This is a genomic window from Flavobacterium flavipallidum (assembly GCF_038289905.1).
GTDB lineage: Bacteria > Bacteroidota > Bacteroidia > Flavobacteriales > Flavobacteriaceae > Flavobacterium > Flavobacterium flavipallidum.
In genome coordinates, this window is the sequence record NZ_JBBYHU010000035.1 from 11,286 (window position 1) to 31,344 (window position 20,059).

The 20,059-nt window shown below is 34.2% G+C and carries 18 protein-coding genes; 3 read left to right on the forward strand and 15 right to left on the reverse strand.

From position 1 onward, the window contains the following. Positions 1–164 precede the first annotated feature (164 nt). The 13 genes from ftsZ to mraZ all read right to left on the reverse strand — a co-directional run bounded on the left by ftsZ (position 165) and on the right by mraZ (position 15,948). The gene (ftsZ, locus tag AAEO59_RS14000) at positions 165–2,177 is read right to left on the reverse strand and encodes a cell division protein FtsZ (RefSeq protein ID WP_341701371.1); all 2,013 of its coding nucleotides are present in this window, start codon (positions 2,175–2,177) and stop codon (positions 165–167) included. Positions 2,178–2,226: 49 nt separating this feature from the next. Further along, positions 2,227–3,621 carry a cell division protein FtsA gene (gene ftsA, locus AAEO59_RS14005; RefSeq protein ID WP_341701372.1) on the reverse strand — a complete coding sequence of 465 codons (1,395 nt, stop codon included), beginning with the start codon at positions 3,619–3,621 and terminating at the stop codon, positions 2,227–2,229. Between the two features lie 6 nt (positions 3,622–3,627). Further along, positions 3,628–4,353 (reverse strand): cell division protein FtsQ/DivIB, encoded by a 726-nt coding sequence (locus AAEO59_RS14010; RefSeq protein ID WP_341701373.1) that lies wholly within the window; start codon positions 4,351–4,353, stop codon positions 3,628–3,630. Beyond that, a complete protein-coding gene (murC, locus tag AAEO59_RS14015) occupies positions 4,337–5,689 on the reverse strand; it encodes a UDP-N-acetylmuramate--L-alanine ligase (protein WP_341701374.1) in 1,353 nt (450 codons plus the stop codon). The genes AAEO59_RS14010 and murC overlap by 17 nt, the downstream gene beginning before the upstream one ends. 21 nt (positions 5,690–5,710) lie before the next feature. Further along, positions 5,711–6,805, reverse strand: coding sequence for an undecaprenyldiphospho-muramoylpentapeptide beta-N-acetylglucosaminyltransferase (murG, locus tag AAEO59_RS14020; protein ID WP_341701375.1), 1,095 nt, complete (start codon positions 6,803–6,805; stop codon positions 5,711–5,713). An 11-nt stretch (positions 6,806–6,816) separates the two neighbouring features. Next, a complete protein-coding gene (locus tag AAEO59_RS14025; protein ID WP_341701376.1) occupies positions 6,817–8,109 on the reverse strand; it encodes an FtsW/RodA/SpoVE family cell cycle protein in 1,293 nt (430 codons plus the stop codon). A 104-nt stretch (positions 8,110–8,213) separates the two neighbouring features. Next, the gene (gene murD / locus AAEO59_RS14030; protein WP_341701377.1) at positions 8,214–9,545 is read right to left on the reverse strand and encodes a UDP-N-acetylmuramoyl-L-alanine--D-glutamate ligase; all 1,332 of its coding nucleotides are present in this window, start codon (positions 9,543–9,545) and stop codon (positions 8,214–8,216) included. A gap of 1 nt (position 9,546) precedes the next feature. After that, positions 9,547–10,776, reverse strand: coding sequence for a phospho-N-acetylmuramoyl-pentapeptide-transferase (mraY, locus tag AAEO59_RS14035; protein WP_341701378.1), 1,230 nt, complete (start codon positions 10,774–10,776; stop codon positions 9,547–9,549). Positions 10,777–10,783: 7 nt separating this feature from the next. Next, positions 10,784–12,244 carry a UDP-N-acetylmuramoyl-L-alanyl-D-glutamate--2,6-diaminopimelate ligase gene (locus AAEO59_RS14040; RefSeq protein ID WP_407934937.1) on the reverse strand — a complete coding sequence of 487 codons (1,461 nt, stop codon included), beginning with the start codon at positions 12,242–12,244 and terminating at the stop codon, positions 10,784–10,786. Then, positions 12,244–14,247: a penicillin-binding protein gene (locus AAEO59_RS14045; RefSeq protein ID WP_341701380.1), complete on the reverse strand. Its 2,004-nt coding sequence runs from the start codon at positions 14,245–14,247 to the stop codon at positions 12,244–12,246. The genes AAEO59_RS14040 and AAEO59_RS14045 overlap by 1 nt, the downstream gene beginning before the upstream one ends. Further along, positions 14,238–14,579: an FtsL-like putative cell division protein gene (locus tag AAEO59_RS14050; protein WP_407934936.1), complete on the reverse strand. Its 342-nt coding sequence runs from the start codon at positions 14,577–14,579 to the stop codon at positions 14,238–14,240. The genes AAEO59_RS14045 and AAEO59_RS14050 overlap by 10 nt, the downstream gene beginning before the upstream one ends. Before the next feature lie 15 nt (positions 14,580–14,594). Next, positions 14,595–15,503 carry a 16S rRNA (cytosine(1402)-N(4))-methyltransferase RsmH gene (rsmH, locus tag AAEO59_RS14055; protein ID WP_341701381.1) on the reverse strand — a complete coding sequence of 303 codons (909 nt, stop codon included), beginning with the start codon at positions 15,501–15,503 and terminating at the stop codon, positions 14,595–14,597. Beyond that, the gene (gene mraZ, locus AAEO59_RS14060; RefSeq protein WP_341701382.1) at positions 15,478–15,948 is read right to left on the reverse strand and encodes a division/cell wall cluster transcriptional repressor MraZ; all 471 of its coding nucleotides are present in this window, start codon (positions 15,946–15,948) and stop codon (positions 15,478–15,480) included. The genes rsmH and mraZ overlap by 26 nt, the downstream gene beginning before the upstream one ends. 380 nt (positions 15,949–16,328) lie before the next feature. On the opposite strand from mraZ, the gene AAEO59_RS14065 reads away from it, so the two are divergent. Both AAEO59_RS14065 and yihA read left to right on the forward strand, forming a co-directional pair. Beyond that, positions 16,329–17,093: an alpha/beta fold hydrolase gene (locus tag AAEO59_RS14065; protein WP_341701383.1), complete on the forward strand. Its 765-nt coding sequence runs from the start codon at positions 16,329–16,331 to the stop codon at positions 17,091–17,093. A gap of 23 nt (positions 17,094–17,116) precedes the next feature. Next, positions 17,117–17,737 (forward strand): ribosome biogenesis GTP-binding protein YihA/YsxC, encoded by a 621-nt coding sequence (gene yihA / locus AAEO59_RS14070; RefSeq protein WP_341701384.1) that lies wholly within the window; start codon positions 17,117–17,119, stop codon positions 17,735–17,737. A gap of 119 nt (positions 17,738–17,856) precedes the next feature. Here the strand turns inward: yihA and gldC are convergent, their stop codons facing one another. Together gldC and gldB are read right to left on the reverse strand one after the other, a co-directional pair. Next, positions 17,857–18,192, reverse strand: a complete 336-nt coding sequence (gene gldC, locus AAEO59_RS14075) for a gliding motility protein GldC (protein WP_341701385.1) — start codon at positions 18,190–18,192, stop codon at positions 17,857–17,859. Further along, positions 18,192–19,154, reverse strand: a complete 963-nt coding sequence (gene gldB, locus AAEO59_RS14080) for a gliding motility lipoprotein GldB (protein ID WP_341701386.1) — start codon at positions 19,152–19,154, stop codon at positions 18,192–18,194. The genes gldC and gldB overlap by 1 nt, the downstream gene beginning before the upstream one ends. A gap of 101 nt (positions 19,155–19,255) precedes the next feature. On the opposite strand from gldB, the gene nadE reads away from it, so the two are divergent. Continuing rightward, complete coding sequence (gene nadE / locus AAEO59_RS14085) at positions 19,256–20,056, forward strand: NAD(+) synthase (RefSeq protein WP_341701387.1); 801 nt, start codon at positions 19,256–19,258, stop codon at positions 20,054–20,056. The last annotated feature ends 3 nt before the right edge of the window (positions 20,057–20,059 follow it).

The window sequence follows — 20,059 nt, forward strand, 5'->3', positions numbered from 1 at the left end:
GCGAATAACGCTTTGTTTGACATCTGGTTATAAAATCAAATAAGTAAGCACAAAAAAATGCTCTCAAAAAGCATTATCAAAGTCCAAAACTCGATGCGAAGTTAAAAAAAATAACCCGAAAACGACATTCAATCTTCGGGTTATTATCTTTGAAATTAATTTAACTAATCTACATTATCATGTAAATAGGAGTTGTTAGAACGCAATTGTAAATCGTTATTACTATCTGTTCCTACTGAAATTCTTGAGTTGGCATTATTAGTTTGATTGTTTGAAATATCAATCCCTAATCTTTTATATGCAGGCTCTTTTTCGTACTCATCAATTTTAGAAACATTGTTATGAAACTTATAATTGAATTCTTTTAATTTTTTTCTTCTTTCATCTGCTCTTAAACGCAAAGTTTCTTCGATAGTCATTTCGATAGGAGAAATATCCTCAGCTTTAGAAAAATCTTCATGAGCTGGTTCTACTTTTTTCATTGTAATATTCAACTCCTCAGGAATCACTTCTTCAACAACTTTTGCAACTGGTTTAGCAGTTGAAAATTCATTTTCAGCATCCATATATTCTTCTAGAGAATATTTGATAATTCCATTATCAGATAACTCTGTTACAGGCACAAATTGTACTGCTTGATTTACCTTGATATCTTTTGTTTCATTTGTTAATTCAAATAAAACTCTTTCTTCATTTACTTGAACTGGCTCTACTTTTACTGGCTCTGGCTTTACAGGTTCCGACTTAAAAAGTGGTAAATCAAAAGAAATTGAAGTCTGCTCTTGTCTCTCAACCGCTTTTGGTTGTTCAACAACTGCTTTAGGCTCTTCAAAAATTGTTTGTCTTACTTCTTCAACTTTTGGTGTAGAGAAAGTAAATTCTTCTTCTTTAATTGGAGAAACAATTTCGAAAGTAACATCTATATTTTTAATAAATTCAGACATTGCCATCAATTCTTCGTTTCCCGGAACAGGAACTACAGGCTCAACAACCTGAGGCGCAACAGCAATTACTTCCTCTTCTTCATCGATTAATTCAAAAACAACTCTGTCCTCCGGAGTACTTACCGGTTTATCAATATTTACATCAAAACTGGCAACTGGAGTACTACTTAGATTATGAACAATTTTTTGCTCATCCTCTAAAGTATGAATGATTTTTTTTGGCTCTGTATTTACTATTCCGTTTTGTTGTTCAATATCAAATCCTGTAGCGATAATAGTTACCGCAACGGCATCTCCTAATGATTCATCTTCACCAACCCCCATGATGATATTAGCATTATAACCCGCTTCACTTTGAATGTGGTCATTAATTTCTCCAATCTCATCTAAAGTTATTTCATTAGAACCAGAAACGATGAGCAACAATACGTTTTTGGCTCCTGTAATTTTGTTATCATTTAACAATGGTGAATCTAAAGCTGCAATAATAGCTTCTTTAGCTCTGTTTTCTCCTGAAGCTACAGATGACCCCATGATAGCAGTACCACTATTTGCTAATACCGTTTTAGCATCACGTAAATCGATATTTTGAGTATAGTGATGTGTAATTACTTCAGCGATTCCTCTTGATGCAGTCGCTAAGACTTCGTCGGCCTTAGAAAAACCTGCTTTGAAACCTAAATTTCCATAAACCTCTCTTAATTTGTTATTATTGATAACAATTAAAGAATCTACTTGCTTACGTAATTTTTCAATTCCAATTAAAGCTTGTTCCTGACGCACCTTACCTTCGAAAGTAAAGGGCAAAGTCACAATTCCTACGGTCAAGATTTCTCTTTCTTTAGCCAGTTGAGCAATTACAGGTGCAGCACCCGTTCCGGTACCTCCACCCATTCCGGCAGTAATGAAAACCATTTTAGTATTACGATCTAACATTTTTTCAATATCAGCAATACTTTCAATTGCCGACTGTTGTCCTACGTCCGGATTAGCTCCAGCTCCAAGACCTTCAGTAAGGTTTACCCCTAATTGAATTTTATTAGGCACAGCACTATTTTGTAATGCTTGCGAATCTGTATTACAAACAATGAAATCAACTCCTTTGATTCCTTGTTTAAACATGTGGTTGATGGCGTTACTACCGCCTCCACCTACACCTATTACTTTTATTACATTTGATTGATTTTTAGGTAAATCAAATGAAATACTTCCAAATTCTGAGTTGCTCGTCATATTATTTGGTTTTGATATTAATATATTTTGTCTTTCTTCTTCTTTTTTACTATTCAGCGTTATCTAAAAAATCTTTAATCTTATCTACATATCGATCAAAGAAAGAACGCTTGATTTTATCACCTGTAGATTCTTCTTTTTTAGAATGCACTGGTACTTGCTCCAGCTGTTCTACTACTTGCTGTTGTTGCTGTTGAAAATGTTCTACAGGCTCAACAACTGGCTCGCGGTAATAAACAGTTCTATGCTGAACTATTTCTTCTTTTCTGATAGCACTTTGCGTATTATTAGCAATACTATTCATCACTAATCCTACAGCCGTAGCGTATAATGGACTTGAGAATTCTTCATCCGAATTACCTGCTAAATGCTCATTTGGATATCCAATTCTTGTATCCATTCCGGTAATGTACTCTACTAATTGCTTGATATGTTTTAATTGAGCACCACCACCTGTAAGTACAATTCCGGCAATTAATTTTTTCCTTGGATCTTCATGTCCGTAGGCTTTAATTTCATTAAAAACCTGTTCAATAATTTCAACTACACGAGCATGAATAATTTTTGATAAATTCTTCAATGAAATTTCTTTCGGCTCTCTACCTCTTAATCCAGGAATTGAAACAATTTCATTGTCTTTATTTTCTCCTGGCCAAGCCGAACCAAATTTCACTTTCAACAATTCTGCTTGTTTTTCTATAATGGAGCAACCTTCTTTAATATCATCAGTGATTACATTTCCTCCAAAAGGAATTACAGCCGTATGACGAATAATCCCATCTTTGAAAATAGCAAGGTCAGTTGTTCCTCCACCTATATCAATCAGTGCTACACCTGCCTCTTTCTCTTCCTGACTTAAAACGGCATCTGAAGAAGCTAAAGGCTCTAAGGTTAATCCAGATAATTCAATTCCTGAACTCTGAATACAACGCCCTACATTACGTATTGACGAAGCCTGTCCTACTACCACATGGAAACTTGACTCTAAACGTCCGCCATACATTCCGATAGGCTCTTTAATTTCAGATTGACCGTCAATTTTAAATTCCTGAGGTAATACGTGAATAATTTCCTCACCTGGCAACATCGCTAATTTATTAACCTGATCAATCAGCAACTGAATATCAGCTCCACCAATCACTTCTTCAGGATTCGTTCTACTGATGTAATCTGTATGTTGAATACTGCGGATATGCTGACCTGCAATACCTACAACAACATCTTTAATTTTATAACCTGAATTCGCTTCTGCATCATTTATTGCTTGCTGGATAGACTGAATGGTTTGTGTGATATTATTAACCACACCTCTGGCTACACCCAAACTTTTGGATTTACCCACTCCCAAAATTTCTAACTTTCCATACTCATTTTTCTTGCCTATCATGGCAACGATTTTGGTTGTCCCTATATCTAGACCTACTGCAATATTCTCTTTTTCCATTATCTATTATTTAGTGCAAACTACTTGTTTTGTAAACCTCAGGTCAATCTTTTTATATTTATTCAAAGTACTATCTAAAACTGCTTTTTGAAAAAAAGCTTTATAGTTCTTAAATTTTGTTTCAAAATTCCTCAAACTACCAAAATCTATCTGATAATCGTAATTCCTGTTGAACATTTTTAAGCTAGCATTAGGCATAATTTGAATCGCAATGATGTTTTTTTTCAAAAAATCATCTTCATAAATCACACGCAACAACTGAGCTAATTTCTCTTCATTCTTACCATTTACATTTCCGGAAACCAAAGGAACTCTGGCCGTAAAATTATCAGATAATGGCATCTTACTGCCTTTATAATCAATATAGAAAGAATCAAATTCATCGACCACTCTGGCTACAGGAGTCTTTTGCTTCACAACCGCCTTTAGAACACCATCAATACTTACAAACACATCTGATTCGTCAATCATTGCGTTTGAATCTAATATTCGCTCCAGCTTATTCAAATCTAAATTATCTTTTTCAATAGCTAAACGGTTGCTCATATTTTCTATTAACAATTTATTAACCGTTTCAGATTTAATAAAAAGATTGTTTTCTCCTACAAAAACAACGTCTATTTTTGCTATTTTTCGTTGTTCATTTCGCTTTGATGTAAAAGAAAACAGAAAAATAACGAGACCAAACATCAGAATTAACCTAATATTTGTTAAGTTAAATATCCTTTTCATTTAAAGCATTTTTTATATCTAATACCATTTCTCCAATATCACCAGCTCCAATCGTAACCATTATAGACGCATCATTTTTCAACATCTCTGGAATCAAATCTTCTTTTGAAATAATTCTCTTTTTTGAATTATCTATTTTAGACAACAACCACTCAGATGTAACCCCTTCCATAGGCAATTCTCTTGCCGGATAAATATCCATTAAAAACACTTCATCAAACTGCGAAAGACTTTTAGCAAAATCATCGACAAAATCTCTCGTTCTACTAAAAAGATGCGGTTGAAAAACAGCCAAAACTTTTTTACCCGGATACAATTCACGCACCGCCTGATGCACGGCATTAATCTCGGTAGGATGATGCGCATAATCATCAATATAAACGAAGTCTTCTTTTCTAATCTGATAAGAAAAACGTCTTCTAATCCCTTTGAAGGAAGATAAGGCTCTTGCAATGGAAGCGGTTGGGGTACCGAAACTTACAGCCATTGCAAGAGCCATTAAGGCATTCATAAGATTGTGTCTTCCCGGTAGTCCAAAGCGAAAATCTTTCAAAATTCCACCAGGTGTTTTTACATCAAAAACATAACTGCCATCTTCTATTCTTATATTAAAAGCATTATAGGTAGCTTCTTCATTCACTCCTACAGTCACTCCCGAAAGGGGCAACTCAGTTGTGACAAACAATTTATTTTTGTCTTCTATTTTATCAGCAAATTCAGTAAAAGATTCTTTTATAGCATCACTCGTTCCATAAATATCCAAATGATCAGCATCCATTGACGTCACACAAGCAATATCTGGATGCAAATGCAGGAAAGAACGATCAAACTCATCAGCTTCTACAACAGTAACCGTTTTTCCACTTCCTATCAAGTTAGAATTGTAATTTTCAACGATCCCTCCAATAAAAGCCGTAACATCAGCTCCGCTTTCATGCAATATATGTCCAAGAATACTTGAAGTTGTTGTTTTTCCGTGTGTTCCAGCAACAGCAAAACAAAAAGTATCTTTAGTGATTATCCCTAAAACCTCTGCTCTTTTTTTAACCTGATAATTTCTTTCCAAAAAATAATTCCATTGCGAATGATTTTTAGGTACAGCCGGAGTTATAATTACCAATGTATTCTCGATAAAATAATTTTTAGGTATTAGATTAATATTATCTTCAAAATGGATATCAATTCCACTTTCGATTAACTCAGAAGTTAAAATAGTTGGCGTTTTATCATAACCAGAAACTTCTTTTCCAATGTATTTAAAATAACGCGCCAAAGCACTCATACCAATACCTCCGATACCGATAAAAAACACATTTTGTATTTGGTTCAAGTTCATAACTACTTAATTTATTTCTGATTATTTATGTCTAATTAATTTCACAACTTCGTCGGCGATTTGCTTAGTTGCTTCTGGCAAAGCTAATTCCTTGATATTCTCACTCAATTGTTTTTGCTTTTCTGAATCTTTCAATAAAGCTTCAAAAACCAAACTAAATTCAGCATCTAATTGTGTTTCTCTAAGCAAAATAGCACCTTTTTTATCCACAATTGCTTTCGCATTTTTAGTCTGATGATCTTCAGCAACATTGGGAGACGGAATAAAAATCACCGGTTTACCCACAATGCACAATTCCGACACCGAAGACGCTCCGGCTCTGGATATGATAATATCAGCAGCAGCATAAACTAAATCCATTCTTTCGATAAAAGAAAGTACCTGAACGTTTTCTGAATGGTATTGTTTATACTCTTCAAAATACAATTTCCCACATTGCCAAATAAGCTGAACTTTTTGATCCTGAATTTTTTTCAGTTCTTTTTCTATTAACTGATTCATTCTTCTGGCACCTAAGCTTCCGCCAAGGATTAAAAGCGTCTTTTTATTAGGGTCCAATTTAAAATATTCAATTGCTTCGGCTCTTTTATCATCAATAGCAATTAAATCCTGACGCACCGGATTCCCAGTTAGAATCATTTTTTCTTTTGGAAAAAAACGTTCCAAATTCTCATATGCCACACAAATTTTGTTGGCTTTTTTACTCAATAATTTATTAGTAATTCCCGGAAAAGAATTTTGCTCCTGGATTAATGTTGGCACTCCCAACATATTTGCCATTTGCAATAATGGTCCGCTGGCAAATCCTCCGGTTCCAATAACCACATCAGGTTTGAATTCTTTGATAATTTTTCTTGATTTCCACAAACTGCTCATTAATTTCAACGGAAACATTGCGTTTTGCAAGGTTAATTTTCTTTGCAATCCTGCAATCCACAAACCTTTTATAGCATAACCCGCCTGAGGTACTTTTTGCATTTCCATTTTATCTTCCGCACCTACAAACAAAAACGCAGCATCCGGATATCTGGATTTTAATTCATTTGCAATTGCAACAGCAGGATAAATATGTCCTCCTGTTCCACCACCACTTAATATGAATTTATATTGTTTCATGACAATCAAATTTATTTATTCAAAACAGCATTCATCGGATTAGACATTTTATCTTCTATCGAATAATTTCCATTCTGTTTTTCTTCTTCAGCAGCCAATTCAGCATCAATTAAACGTTGTAATGCTTCTTCTCTTTTAGCCGCTTCTTTTTGTTCCTGCTCAATCTCCTCTTCTTTTTTGGTTACACCAATAATGATTCCCAAAGCTATACAGGTCATCCAGATTGAAGTTCCTCCACTACTAATTAAAGGCAAGGTTTGTCCTGTAACCGGAAGTAATTCTACCGCTACAGCCATATTAATCATAGCCTGAAAAATCATTGGAAAACCGAGTCCGATAACTACTAATTTTCCAAAAAGCGTTGTGGCTTTATGAGAAGCAACCACAAAACGGAATAGCAATAGCAAATACAATCCTAAAACCCCTAAACCTCCTAACAAACCATATTCTTCAACAATAATGGCATAAATAAAATCCGAAGAAGATTGTGGCAAAAAGTTTTTCTGAACACTTTTCCCTGGACCTAATCCATATATTTTCCCCGAAGCAATAGCAATCTTGGCTTTTTCTATTTGATAATCATCTTCGTCCGGCTTATCGGTACTAAAATTTTCAATACGGCTTTCCCATGTTCTAACCCTGCTAAAGAATTTTGCATCAGGAAAAGCCTTGGAAATCAAAACGAAAAACGTCAAAAATAAAATCCCCGACCCCACAATGATTCCGATGTATTTCATTGGATATTTTCCAATAAAAACCAACATCAATATCATTGAAAAGATCAATGCCGTCGTGGAAAAGTTGGACGGAAGAATAAACATTAAAGTAATAAAAACCGGCACCCAAAGTTCTCTTAACGAATCGATAAACACAATAGGTTCCGTACGGGTTTTCGACAAATAACGAGCTACAAACACATAGAGCACTAAAGCTGCAAAGGCCGAAGGCTGAAACGAGATCCCCACAAAAGGAATCTGAAGCCATCTACTGGCATTTGCTCCACCTATCACTGTCCCTTTAATCATTGTGATACCTAAGATTATCCATACTATAGGCAACATCCATTTGGAAATCGAACGAAAATAATGAAACGGAACTTTATGAACATAATAAATAATTGCAAAACCACAGGCCACATGCGCCAAATGTTTTACTAGATAACCTAAAGTATTCCCTGTACCGTGACCCAAATAAGCCAAGTTACTACTTGCACTAAAAACAGGCATAAAGGAAAACAGGGCTAATAAGGCCACAAAAGACCAAATCCCTTTATCTCCTTTTAATCTGTTAATTAGTTTTTTCATCTCTTTTAAGTTATGGTTGTCAGTTATGCGTTATGGGTTGTGCGGATATAAAAGATAAACTTTCAATAAATGGAACACTTCTAACTCCTAACTTCTAACTTTTTTTACAAATTATGCACTGCTTCTTTAAATTGACGTCCTCTGTCTTCGTAGTTCTCGAATAAATCAAAACTCGCACAAGCTGGAGACAATAAAACCGTATCTCCCTTTTCAGTGATACGTTGTGCCATTTTTACAGCATCATTCATATTATTTACTTCCAGCATAATATCAACTACATTCCCAAATGCATCGATAATTTTTCTATTATCCACACCCAAACAAATAATTGCTTTTACTTTCTCACGAACTAAAGCCATTAATTCATTGTAATCATTTCCTTTATCTACCCCTCCTACAATCCAAACTGTAGGTGTAGTCATACTATCCAAAGCAAAAAAAGTTGCGTTAACATTCGTTGCTTTTGAATCATTTATATATTGAACATTTTGAATTTTCAATACTTTTTCAAGACGGTGTTCTACACCTTGGAAATTAGATAAACTTTCACGAATTGTAGCTTTTCTAATCTGCATCAATTTTGCTACAGAAGTTGCTGCCATGGCATTTTTAAAATTATGTTTTCCTTCTAAGGCAATTGATTCCGTTTCCATTTTGAACTCTTCTTGATTGATGATTGCTTCCATAGTATTATCTTTTATAAAGGCTCCTTCTTCAAAAGTTTTTGTCAATGAAAAAGGGATTAATTTTGCTTTTGTTTTATTATATTTTAACCATTCTGAAATCGCTTCGTCATCTGCGTCGTAAATGAGATAATCTTCTTCAGTTTGATTCATTGTTATCCTGAATTTCGAATCAATATAATTTTCATATTTATAATCGTATCGATCTAAATGATCAGGACTGATATTGGTAATTATGGCAATATGTGGTTTGTAATTTATAATTCCGTCTAGCTGAAAACTACTCAACTCCAACACATAACTATCGTACTTATCTTCAGCAACCTGCTCTGCAAAGCTTTTCCCAATATTACCAGCTAATCCCACATTCAAACCCGCCGATTTAAGCAAATGATACGTAAGCATCGTGGTGGTCGTTTTTCCGTTACTTCCGGTAATCCCTATGGTTAAAGCTTTAGTAAACGGAGCTGCGAATTCAATTTCAGAAATCACAGGAATCCCTTTCTCAACCAACTTTTTTACAATTGCGGCCTTTTCTGGAATGCCGGGACTTTTCATCACCACATCAGCATTTAAGATTAATGATTCTGTATGTTTTTCATCCTCCCAATCAATTCCGTTTTTTATAAGAACTTCTTTGTAACTGTCTTTTATTTTTCCAAAATCAGACACAAAAACATCGTATCCTTTTTGTTTTCCTAAAATGGCTGTTCCCACACCACTTTCGCCACCTCCTAATACTACCAATCTCATACTATCTTAATTTTAAAGTAACAATTGAAAGTATCGCTAACAAAATGGCTACAATCCAGAAACGGGTAACAATTTTACTTTCGTGGTAACCTTTTTTCTGGTAATGATGGTGTAAAGGCGACATTAGGAAAATTCTTCGACCTTCGCCAAAACGTTTCTTGGTGTATTTAAAATAACTTACTTGTAATACCACTGAGAAATTTTCCACCAAAAAGATTCCGCATAACAAAGGAATCAGCAATTCTTTTCGAACCGCAATTGCCAATACCGCAATGATTCCTCCGATAGTCAAACTTCCTGTATCACCCATAAAAACGGAAGCCGGATAAGAATTATACCATAAAAATCCGATAAGTGCTCCAGCAAATGCAGCTATAAAAACCGTCATTTCTCCCGAATTTGGGATATACATAATGTTTAAATAATTAGAGAAAATGATATTCCCCGAAACGAAAGTGAAAATCGCCAATGTGAGTACCGAAATCGCAGAAGTTCCTGCTGCAAGACCGTCGATTCCATCAGTTAGATTAGCCCCATTTGAAACCGCTGTAATGATAAAAATGACCACAGGAATAAATATTATCCAAGCCCATTTTTCATAACCATCTCCCATAAAGGAAAGCACTTCAGCATAATCAAATTCGTTATTTTTCACAAAAGGAATTGTTGTAGCAGTTGATTTTTCTTCAAGCGAAACCGGTGCTACTACTGTTTCTGTAGTTTGTTTAAAAATATCTGTTTTTCCGGTATCAGTACGAACAGTCACATGAGGATTGAAATACAAAACACTACCCACAATTAATCCTAATCCAACCTGACCTACAACTTTAAAAATACCTTTTAAACCTTGTTTGTCTTTTTTGAAAATCTTAATATAATCGTCAATAAAACCAATTGTGCCCATCCAAAGTGTAGTAACAATCAGTAAAACGATATAAATGTTATGCAATTTAGCAAAGAGTAATACCGGAATAAGAGTAGCAAAAATGATAATCAAACCTCCCATAGTAGGAGTTCCTGCTTTTTCATTTTGTCCTTCTAAGCCCAACTCTCTAATGGTTTCACCCACCTGTTGTTTTTGCAAAAACTTAATAACTCTTTTACCATAAATTGTAGACAACAACAATGATAGAATGAACGCTAATGACGATCTAAAAGTGATATATTGAAAAACTCCCGTTCCGGAAATATTTAATATTTTGTTGAAATAATCGAATAAATAATACAGCATAATTTCACTATTTATGTAGTTGTTCTAAAATCTCTTTTACAATTTTCATATCATCAAAATCAGTACGAATACCTTTTATTTCCTGATATGTTTCGTGGCCTTTACCGGCAATTAAAATGATATCATTTGGCTGAGCCAATTGACAGGCAATTTTTATAGCTTGTTTTCTATCAGTTACCGCGAAAACTTTTTTATGATTTTGAGGTGGCACCCCTTTTTCCATTTCGCTAATAATTTCTTCCGGATCTTCGTCACGTGGATTATCTGAAGTTAAAATGGCTTTATTACTCAACTCGGAAGCTATTTCTGCCATAATAGGACGTTTTGCCTTATCTCTATTTCCACCACAACCTACAATTGTAATTAATTGTTCGTTATTAGTTCGGACTTCATTGATGGTTTTCAACACATTTTCAAGTGCATCCGGAGTATGAGCATAATCAACAATGGCTGTAACATTCGAATCTGAAACGATATATTGGAATCTTCCTGAAACACTTTCTAATTCAGACAATAAACGTAATGTCTCTAGCTTATCCAATCCTAATTCGATTGCAGTGCCGTAAATTGCTAACAAATTATATGCATTAAAAACACCAATTAATTTTACCCAAACTTCATTTCCGTCAATCTTTAACAACAAACCTGACAACTGATTTTCAAGAATTTGAGCCTTAAAATCAGCATAAGATTTAAGTGCATAAGTTCTTTTTCTGGCAGCTGAATTTTGCAACATTACTATCCCATTCTTATCATCAATATTTGAAATTGCAAAAGCAGTTTTAGGTAAATGGTCAAAAAATGATTTTTTAACATCTCTATATTCCGCAAAAGTGGGATGATAATCCAAATGATCATGAGATAAATTGGTAAAAACACCTCCGGTAAAATGTAAAGCTTCTGTACGTTTTTGATGAATTCCGTGTGAACTCACTTCCATAAAACAATATTCAACTCCGGCATTAACCATTTCGTTTAAATAATGATTTATTGTAATTGAATCCGGAGTGGTATGTGTTGCTTTGAATTCTATATCATCCACTAAAATTTTAACCGTAGAAAGCAATCCTACTTTAAATCCGGCTTTCTTGAATAATTGATACAATAAAGAAGCTATTGTCGTTTTTCCGTTAGTTCCGGTTATACCTACCAATTTTAATTTTTCAGAAGGATTTCCAAAATAATTGGCTGCCATAAAGGCAAGCGCTTTGTTTGTATCATTCACCTGAACATAAGTCACATCGCTCACAAATTGCTCCGGAAAAGCATCACAAATAATAGCTTTCGCTCCTAAATCAATTGCTTTCTGAATATAATCATGTCCATCCGAAACAGTTCCACGAATAGCCACAAACACATCGTTAGATTGAATTTTTCTGGAATCAAAATCCAATTTTCCTATGGCAATATCAGTCGAACCATGAACGGCTTCGATTGCTACTCTATATAATATATCTTTTAATTTAATCACAATAATTCTAAGGTTATAGTTGTGTTTTTTCTAATATTTTGTCCCGCTTGTAAGGATTGATTTTTAACTTTCCCAATCCCTTTTGTCCTGACTTTTAAACCTAAATTTTCCAATAAAGCAATTGCATCCATCCCCGGCATTCCTTTTACGTTAGGAATAAACTGCTTTGATTTTTCAAGCTTTGCAAAATATTCGTTATAATGTTTCTCTTGTTTAGGCACTTTTCGGTCTAACTTTTTAATCTCATTAGTTGAAGGAACCTCAGTAAATATTTTTTGTGCAATTCGTTTAAAAACAGGACCGGCAACATCTGCTCCGTAATAATTATTCTTAGCTGTATTAGGTTTATGTACCACTACAATACAAGAATATTTTGGCGCATCAGCCGGAAAATAGCCTACAAAAGAAGAAGCATAATACAAACCTGTGCCGTCTCTTTTTCCATAATTTACCTGAGCTGTTCCCGTTTTTCCGGCCATAGGAAAATCTTTAGAATACAATTTGGAAGCCGTACCTTTCTTAACTACATTTTTAAGCACTGCTTTTAATTTAGCCAAAGTAACATCTGAACAAATTCTTGGATTAATAATCTCAGGTTCCATTTTTTTAATGGTTTTGTTCCATTCTTTGATTTCTGAAACAAATTGTGGTTTTACCATTACGCCATCATTGGCAACAGCATTATAAAAAGCCAAAGTTTGCATTGGAGTAACTGAAACTCCGTATCCAAAAGCCATCCATGGCAATGAAATATTAGACCAGTTTTTATCTGAAGGCTGCGGAATAAATGGACGTCCTTCTCCTTTGAAATCCATGTTCAAACGTTTATTCAAACCATAGGAATTAACGTGATTAACGAATTTAGAAGGATTATTTTTGTAGTTATTATAAACAGCTTGTACTAAAACGGTATTAGAAGATACTTCAAATCCTCTTGCCAAAGAAATTTTGCCATAACCGCCTTCATGTGAATCTCTCACCGATTTACCCGAATATTTGATAACACCTCCATGAGAATCATATACAGTAGTTGTATCGGCTACTCTGTCTTCCAAAATCGTCATTAAATCCACCAATTTGAAAGTAGAACCTGGTTCGTGCGATTCAGCAACCGCATAATTGGTAGTCTCATAATAACTGCCATCACTAGCTCTTCCTAAATTAGATATTGCTTTTACCTGACCGGTATGTGTTTCCATTACCACCACACAACCATGATCTGCCTGGTAATCCTCTAATTGTTTTAATAGCGCATGATGCGCAATATCCTGAATATAAACATCAATGGTTGAAATTACATCGTAACCATCCTGAGGATCTACCTCATTCATGTCTCGTATAGGTTTCCATTGCCCTTTGGCTATTTTTTGTTTTAAAATACGACCATCTTTACCATTTAGATATTCCTTATAAGCCCATTCGATACCTTTACCATCTGAATGTCCTGCATCGTATTTTCTTTCGTAACCAATAGTTCTCTCGGCAATTTTACCAATGGGATGTTCACGCACCGTTTTTTGATCAATAATGATTCCTCCTTTATAAGGACCTAATTCGAATAAAGGAAAACCCTTAATCTTCATATAATCGGTGTAACTTAAATCTCTGGCGATTAAAAAATAACGATTATTATTAGCTCTTGCTTTTCTTAATTCATTTTCAAAAAAATAAGACGATTTACCAAGAACAGTAGCCAAAGAATCAGCTAATGCATTTACATTTTTTTCAAAATTTTCTTTGGTTGGAGCCAAAGCATCAAAACGAATAATGTATTTAGGAATTGAAGTCGCCAGTAAACTTCCATCAGAAGAATAAATATTCCCTTTATTAGCAGGAATAACAAAATTCTTAACAGTTCTTTCTTTAGCTAATTCGCGGTAATAATCCCCTTCAACCCACTGAATATTAGTTAACTTAACAGCAATTGCTATTGCCATTAAAAAAATAGCACAAGCAACCAGATAAATTCGGTACGATATGTATTTATCATCTACTGCCATAATTTCTTAAGGAAACTTTTTTCTTCTTCTTTTTTAACTTTAATTTTTACCGGTGGTACAGTGGAAGGAAAGATTTGTCTTTCTTCCATTTTTTTAGAAACTGTTGACTCCATTCTTAGTTTCATCAATTCAGAACGTCTGTCTACAAACTCAGATCGTAATTCTTTCACTTCTGAAGTTAGTTCAGCAATTTTGAAAACTTTTTGTTCATACTGTTGTGTATTAGCAATCATGATAATAGCCAGAACAATTAAAAAAACAATAAAACGCCAATTCTTTATTGCATCGTCATCGATTAAAAATCTTGCTTTTAAAAGATTGTAAATACTCATTTTTATTGTTGTTTATTATATTTTTTCGGCAATTCTAAGTTTAGCACTTCTTGCTCTGTTATTCAATTTGATTTCTTCATCAGAAGGAACTATCAATTTTCCTATCAATTTAAATGGAACTGAAAAATTCCCATAAAAATCACGTTCCGGTTCTCCTTCAAACATTCCGTTTTTCATAAATCGCTTCACCAAACGGTCTTCTAAGGAATGATAGGAAATCACACTTAATCTTCCTCCCGGATTCAGAATTTCTAAAGATTGCTCTAAAAATTCTTTCAAAACATCCATTTCCTGATTTACCTCAATACGGATAGCCTGATAAATTTGAGCCAAAACTTTATTACGTACTTTTTCAGGCAAATATTTAGCTAAAGCTTCTTTTAACTCATCAGTAGTTTTTATTGGTCGGTGTTGTCTGGCCTCGATAATCGTTCTTGACAAAGCAGGTGCATTTTTCAACTCACCATAATCATAAAACACACGTCTTAAATTAGCATCATCATAATCATTAACAACCTTATAAGCATTAAGATCGTTTTTTTGACTCATTCGCATGTCTAATCCTGCATCAAAACGGGTTGAAAAACCTCTCTCAGGCACATCAAACTGATGCGAAGAAACGCCTAAATCTCCAAGAATTCCATCCACGGTTCTCGCTCCATAGAATCGTAAAAAACGTTTAATATATCTAAAATTCTCATTAATCAAAACAAAACGTTCGTCATCAATAGCATTTGCTAAAGCATCTTCATCCTGATCAAAAGCAAATAATTTCCCATTAGGACCTAAACGTCTTAATATTTCTCTGGAATGACCACCTCCACCAAAAGTCACATCTACATAAACACCATCAGGCTTAATATTTAAGCCATCTACTGTTTCCTTAAGTAAAACCGGATTATGATATTCCATTGTCCTCATCATTTATATTACCCATTACCTCTTCGGCCAAATCTGCAAAATCAACTCCATCATCCATCGACTTTTCATACAACTCTTTATCCCAAATTTCCACAATATTCACTGCTGATGAAAAAACAACATCTTTAGCAATACTAGCAAAACTCACCAAATCCTTTGGAACCAATAATCGTCCTAAAGCATCAATCTCAACCACTTTAACTCCAGCTGTAAACTTGCGGATAAAGTCATTGTTCTTCTTCACAAATCGATTTAACTTATTGATTTTTTGCATCATCAAATTCCATTCTTCCATTGGATACAACTCCAAACATGGCTGAAACACCGAACGCTTCAAAACGAATCCGTCCTGAAGTGAAGCAGCCAATTGCTTTTTCAAAGGAGAAGGTAACAAAACCCTTCCTTTGGCATCGACTTTACATTCATATGTCCCTACAATTGCATTCAAAAGAATCTTCATTAAATGATACTGAGCAAAAATATAAAAAATTTTACCACCTTTTACCACTTTTTACCACTTTGTTGATAAGTTTCCCCACTTCACCCCCAAAACCCCTAATTTTTAGACTATCAGAATATTAACCCAAATATCAATTCGAACACTGAAACAAATTCAAATCAAAAAAACACACAAAAAAACAAACCATTATTTACTTGAAAAACCTTAGAAATGACCCCAAAAAAGCCCCTCCACTGAACAACTTAAGAAGCAAGAATCATCAAAAACCGAGTAAAACCAAGAATTTATCTTCAAAAAATCTTTTCATAAAGTCTTTTTAACTGATTAAATCCTATATTTGTCGAAATTGAAATTCGCATTCAAAACGCATGGACAAAAACTATAAAAAAGAAGGCAAATACAGCTATTATGAGGCTGGCGAAGGTACTCCTATTGTCATATTACACGGCTTAATGGGAGGCTTAAGCAATTTTGATGGCGTTGCCAGTTACTTCTCTGACAAGGGATATAAAATTGTAATTCCGGATTTACCTATATACACCCAAAGCTTACTAAAAACCAATGTAAAGGCCTTTGCAAAATACGTCAAAGATTTTATCACTTTTAAAGGTTTTGACCGCGTAATTCTTTTAGGAAACTCTCTAGGAGGACATATTGCATTATACCATACTAAGATGTATCCTGAAAAAGTAGCTGGACTTGTAATAACAGGCAGTTCAGGACTTTACGAAAGCGCCATGGGTGACAGTTATCCTAAAAGAGGCGATTATGAATATATTAAGAAAAAAGCAGAAGACGTATTTTACGACCCTAAAATAGCTACTCCAGAATTAATTGATGAAGTTTATGCAACAGTAAATGACCGCATCAAATTAATTAAAACTTTGACGATTGCTAAAAGCGCAATCCGTCATAATATGGCTAAGGATTTACCAAAAATGCATGTGCAAACTTGCATTATTTGGGGAAAAAATGACAAAGTTACTCCTCCAGATGTAGCAACCGAATTCAATAAATTATTACCAAATTCTACTTTATACTGGATAGATAAATGCGGACACGCAGCCATGATGGAACATCCGGACGAATTCAATAATTTACTGGAAGAATGGCTTAAAAAAACAAATTTATAAGCCTTTTTTAAACAAAATATAAAATGAAAATCAATACCGCCGAATTTATTATCAGCAACTCCGAAGTAAGCAAATGTCCTAAAGACTTCTTGCCGGAATATGCTTTTATAGGCAGGTCCAATGTAGGAAAGTCATCATTAATCAACATGTTGACTAACAACAAAAATTTAGCAAAGACATCTTCAAGACCTGGAAAAACCCAACTAATTAATCATTTTTTAATCAACAAAAACTGGTTCTTAGTCGATTTACCGGGTTATGGATATGCTAAAGTTTCTAAGAAAACCAAATCGGTTTTTCAGCAATTTATTACCGATTATTTTGAAAAAAGAGAACAGCTTGCCTGCGCCTTTGTTTTAATCGATATTCGTCACGAAGCTCAGGCAATTGATATCGAATTCATGAGTTATATGGGTGAAAGCGAAATTCCTTTTTGCATTATTTTCACCAAAGCTGATAAAATTGGCAAGACCAAAATCGACTCCCATATTGCTGCTTACAAAAAACAAATGTTCAAAAACAACTGGGCTGAGATTCCTCCCTATTTTATTACTTCTTCTTCGGAAGGAACAGGAAAAGAAGAACTTTTAAACTACATCGACGAAGTAAATCAGGAAATTTTTAAAAACAACAGCGGGTTTTAAACTCCAATTTTAGAAATTCCAAATCCCAAAAATAAAATACAAAAAATCCCAAATTCCAGTTGTTATATTGTTGGAATTTGGGATTTTTGCTATTAGAGTTTTACCCCCTAACTTGAGTATTATTGTGTCAACTCTAATTTTTCTGCAAAATACTCACAGAAATCTTTCATAGTGGCCGACATTTTTTCATCACCCGTAGCACGATGAAAAGTATCCGACATAGCTACTAAAGTTTGATGAAAGAAAATCTTCATTTCATCCACCGGCATATCTTTGGTCCACAAATCGATACGCATGCTTTCTTTCGCCTTACTATCCCAAACCGATAACATGATCGCTTTTGACTCTTCCATTTCTACTCCGCCGTCTTTTGCCGTCCAATATAATTTTTCCGGAATACGGTTTTCATCTAATTCTACTAGAAAATTAATTTCTGATTTATGTGTATTTGACATTATTTCTTAGGTTTATAATTTGATTTTTCGAAAATTTCTTTTGCTGGTGTTTTCATTAATTGCGGCAAAGATACTTCATTATTTTTCATATACGAACGAACAATTTGCCATCCTATCCAAGCACCTACTCTTCCCGGAGATTCATTATCGATTTCTAAATAAAATTTAGAAAATGGCGCAGGACTTATAAATCGCGGGTTTAATTTGGAGTCATCATCATACAACAATTGTCCTTCAATAAAATAACGCCAAATATAACTTTCATTTTCCTGACACCACTTTAACTGCTCCAATGTATATCCCATTTTTTCTTCATCGGTATATTCTTCATCCAAAAGCGCATCTTTAAGATACAAGCCTTTACCGGCATAAATCATCGCTGCTAAAAAATTATTTTCCCGACTTGGCATAACTTGCTTTCTGGCAAAAGCTTCCACAGCATCCGGCAACAACTGCCTTGGTTCAAAATTCTGTTTGATATAATTAGGAAACTGATAAAATTTATGCTCCTTACCTAAATACATTTCTAAAGAAACAATCATCAAACTATCAGCATAGATTACTTTATTAGTATAATCCATTTCAGAAATAACCGTATATACTTTCTTAGGAATTTGGACTTTAGGAAAGTTATATTTAATTCGTTTTAAAACATCAACTAGCTCTGCTTTATAGGGATTAAAATCTGAAAATTTCTTTTGAACTTCTGCATACAATTCTCTCCATAAAGGATTTTGCATTTTATCTAACCAAACGCTATCATCATTTCCTTGAGGAAAGAAAAAAGGAAACTCTTTTTTAACTTTAGACAAGTCCTTAGGGGCAGTTTCGAAGAAAATTTTATCAAAACGAATCACCTCAATATCTAAAGGAACAGCTTCAACAGCTTTCATTTTATTATTTTTTTTGTCACAAGAGAAAAAAAAGAACAATAGTACTAAGGAAATTACATATGTTTTCATTTTATTTTAATTAAATTTGCAGCATTATAACAGGACAATCAACACATTACCTAAAAATCCTGCGCAAAGATACGTCCCTGATAGCTAAAATTTGAATTATTATGAGTAAAAAAAGCACCATTAAAGTTGAAGAAGTAAACAACCAAATTGTGAACTGGCTAAAATCTTATGCCGAAACTTCAAAAGTAAATGGTTTTGTTGTGGGAGTTTCTGGAGGAGTTGATTCTGCTGTTACCTCAACATTATGTGCTCAAACCGGCCTTCAGGTTTTATGTGTAGAAATGCCTATTCATCAACATCAAAGTCATGTAAGCCGTGCTCAGGAACATATAGCACAACTTAAAAAACGTTTTTCTAACGTTAGCAGCATCCATACTGACTTAACAACTGTTTTTGAAGCTTTCAAAAAAGAAGTTCCTACCAATTTTGAAGAAAACAAACTCAACCTGACTCTTGCAAATACCCGTGCCCGATTAAGAATGACTACTTTATATTATCATGCCGGAGTCCATGGTCTTTTAGTAGCCGGAACAGGAAACAAAGTAGAAGATTTTGGTGTTGGTTTTTACACTAAATACGGTGACGGAGGAGTTGATTTAAGCCCGATTGCCGATTTGATGAAATCAGATGTTTTTGCTTTAGCTGCATATTTACAGGTTCCTGAATCCATTTTAACCGCACAACCTTCGGATGGTTTGTTTGGGGATGAAAAAACAGACGAACAACAATTAGGTGCTTCCTACGACGAATTAGAATGGGCTATGCTCGAAGATGAAAACAATAACTCATCAGAAAACTACTCCGAAAGAGAAAAAGAAGTCTTTAAAATCTACAAAAGACTCAACAACAATAACAAGCACAAGATGAATCCTATACCAGTTTGTGCAATTAATCGGAATTAATAC

Excerpts from the sequence above, each read along its gene's own strand:
- murG (WP_341701375.1), bottom strand. The coding sequence starts at position 6,805 with ATGAAACAATATAAATTCATATTAAGTGGTGGTGGAACAGGAGGACAT.
- gldB (WP_341701386.1), bottom strand. The coding sequence starts at position 19,154 with ATGAAAACATATGTAATTTCCTTAGTACTATTGTTCTTTTTTTTCTCT.
- mraY (WP_341701378.1), bottom strand. The coding sequence starts at position 10,776 with ATGCTGTATTATTTATTCGATTATTTCAACAAAATATTAAATATTTCC.
- yihA (WP_341701384.1), top strand. The coding sequence starts at position 17,117 with ATGAAAATCAATACCGCCGAATTTATTATCAGCAACTCCGAAGTAAGC.
- murC (WP_341701374.1), bottom strand. The coding sequence starts at position 5,689 with ATGAACTTGAACCAAATACAAAATGTGTTTTTTATCGGTATCGGAGGT.
- AAEO59_RS14050 (WP_407934936.1), bottom strand. The coding sequence starts at position 14,579 with ATGAGTATTTACAATCTTTTAAAAGCAAGATTTTTAATCGATGACGAT.
- AAEO59_RS14045 (WP_341701380.1), bottom strand. The coding sequence starts at position 14,247 with ATGGCAGTAGATGATAAATACATATCGTACCGAATTTATCTGGTTGCT.
- gldC (WP_341701385.1), bottom strand. The coding sequence starts at position 18,192 with ATGTCAAATACACATAAATCAGAAATTAATTTTCTAGTAGAATTAGAT.
- nadE (WP_341701387.1), top strand. The coding sequence starts at position 19,256 with ATGAGTAAAAAAAGCACCATTAAAGTTGAAGAAGTAAACAACCAAATT.
- AAEO59_RS14010 (WP_341701373.1), bottom strand. The coding sequence starts at position 4,353 with ATGAAAAGGATATTTAACTTAACAAATATTAGGTTAATTCTGATGTTT.
- AAEO59_RS14065 (WP_341701383.1), top strand. The coding sequence starts at position 16,329 with ATGGACAAAAACTATAAAAAAGAAGGCAAATACAGCTATTATGAGGCT.
- ftsA (WP_341701372.1), bottom strand. The coding sequence starts at position 3,621 with ATGGAAAAAGAGAATATTGCAGTAGGTCTAGATATAGGGACAACCAAA.
- AAEO59_RS14025 (WP_341701376.1), bottom strand. The coding sequence starts at position 8,109 with ATGAAAAAACTAATTAACAGATTAAAAGGAGATAAAGGGATTTGGTCT.
- ftsZ (WP_341701371.1), bottom strand. The coding sequence starts at position 2,177 with ATGACGAGCAACTCAGAATTTGGAAGTATTTCATTTGATTTACCTAAA.
- rsmH (WP_341701381.1), bottom strand. The coding sequence starts at position 15,503 with ATGATGAGGACAATGGAATATCATAATCCGGTTTTACTTAAGGAAACA.
- murD (WP_341701377.1), bottom strand. The coding sequence starts at position 9,545 with ATGAGATTGGTAGTATTAGGAGGTGGCGAAAGTGGTGTGGGAACAGCC.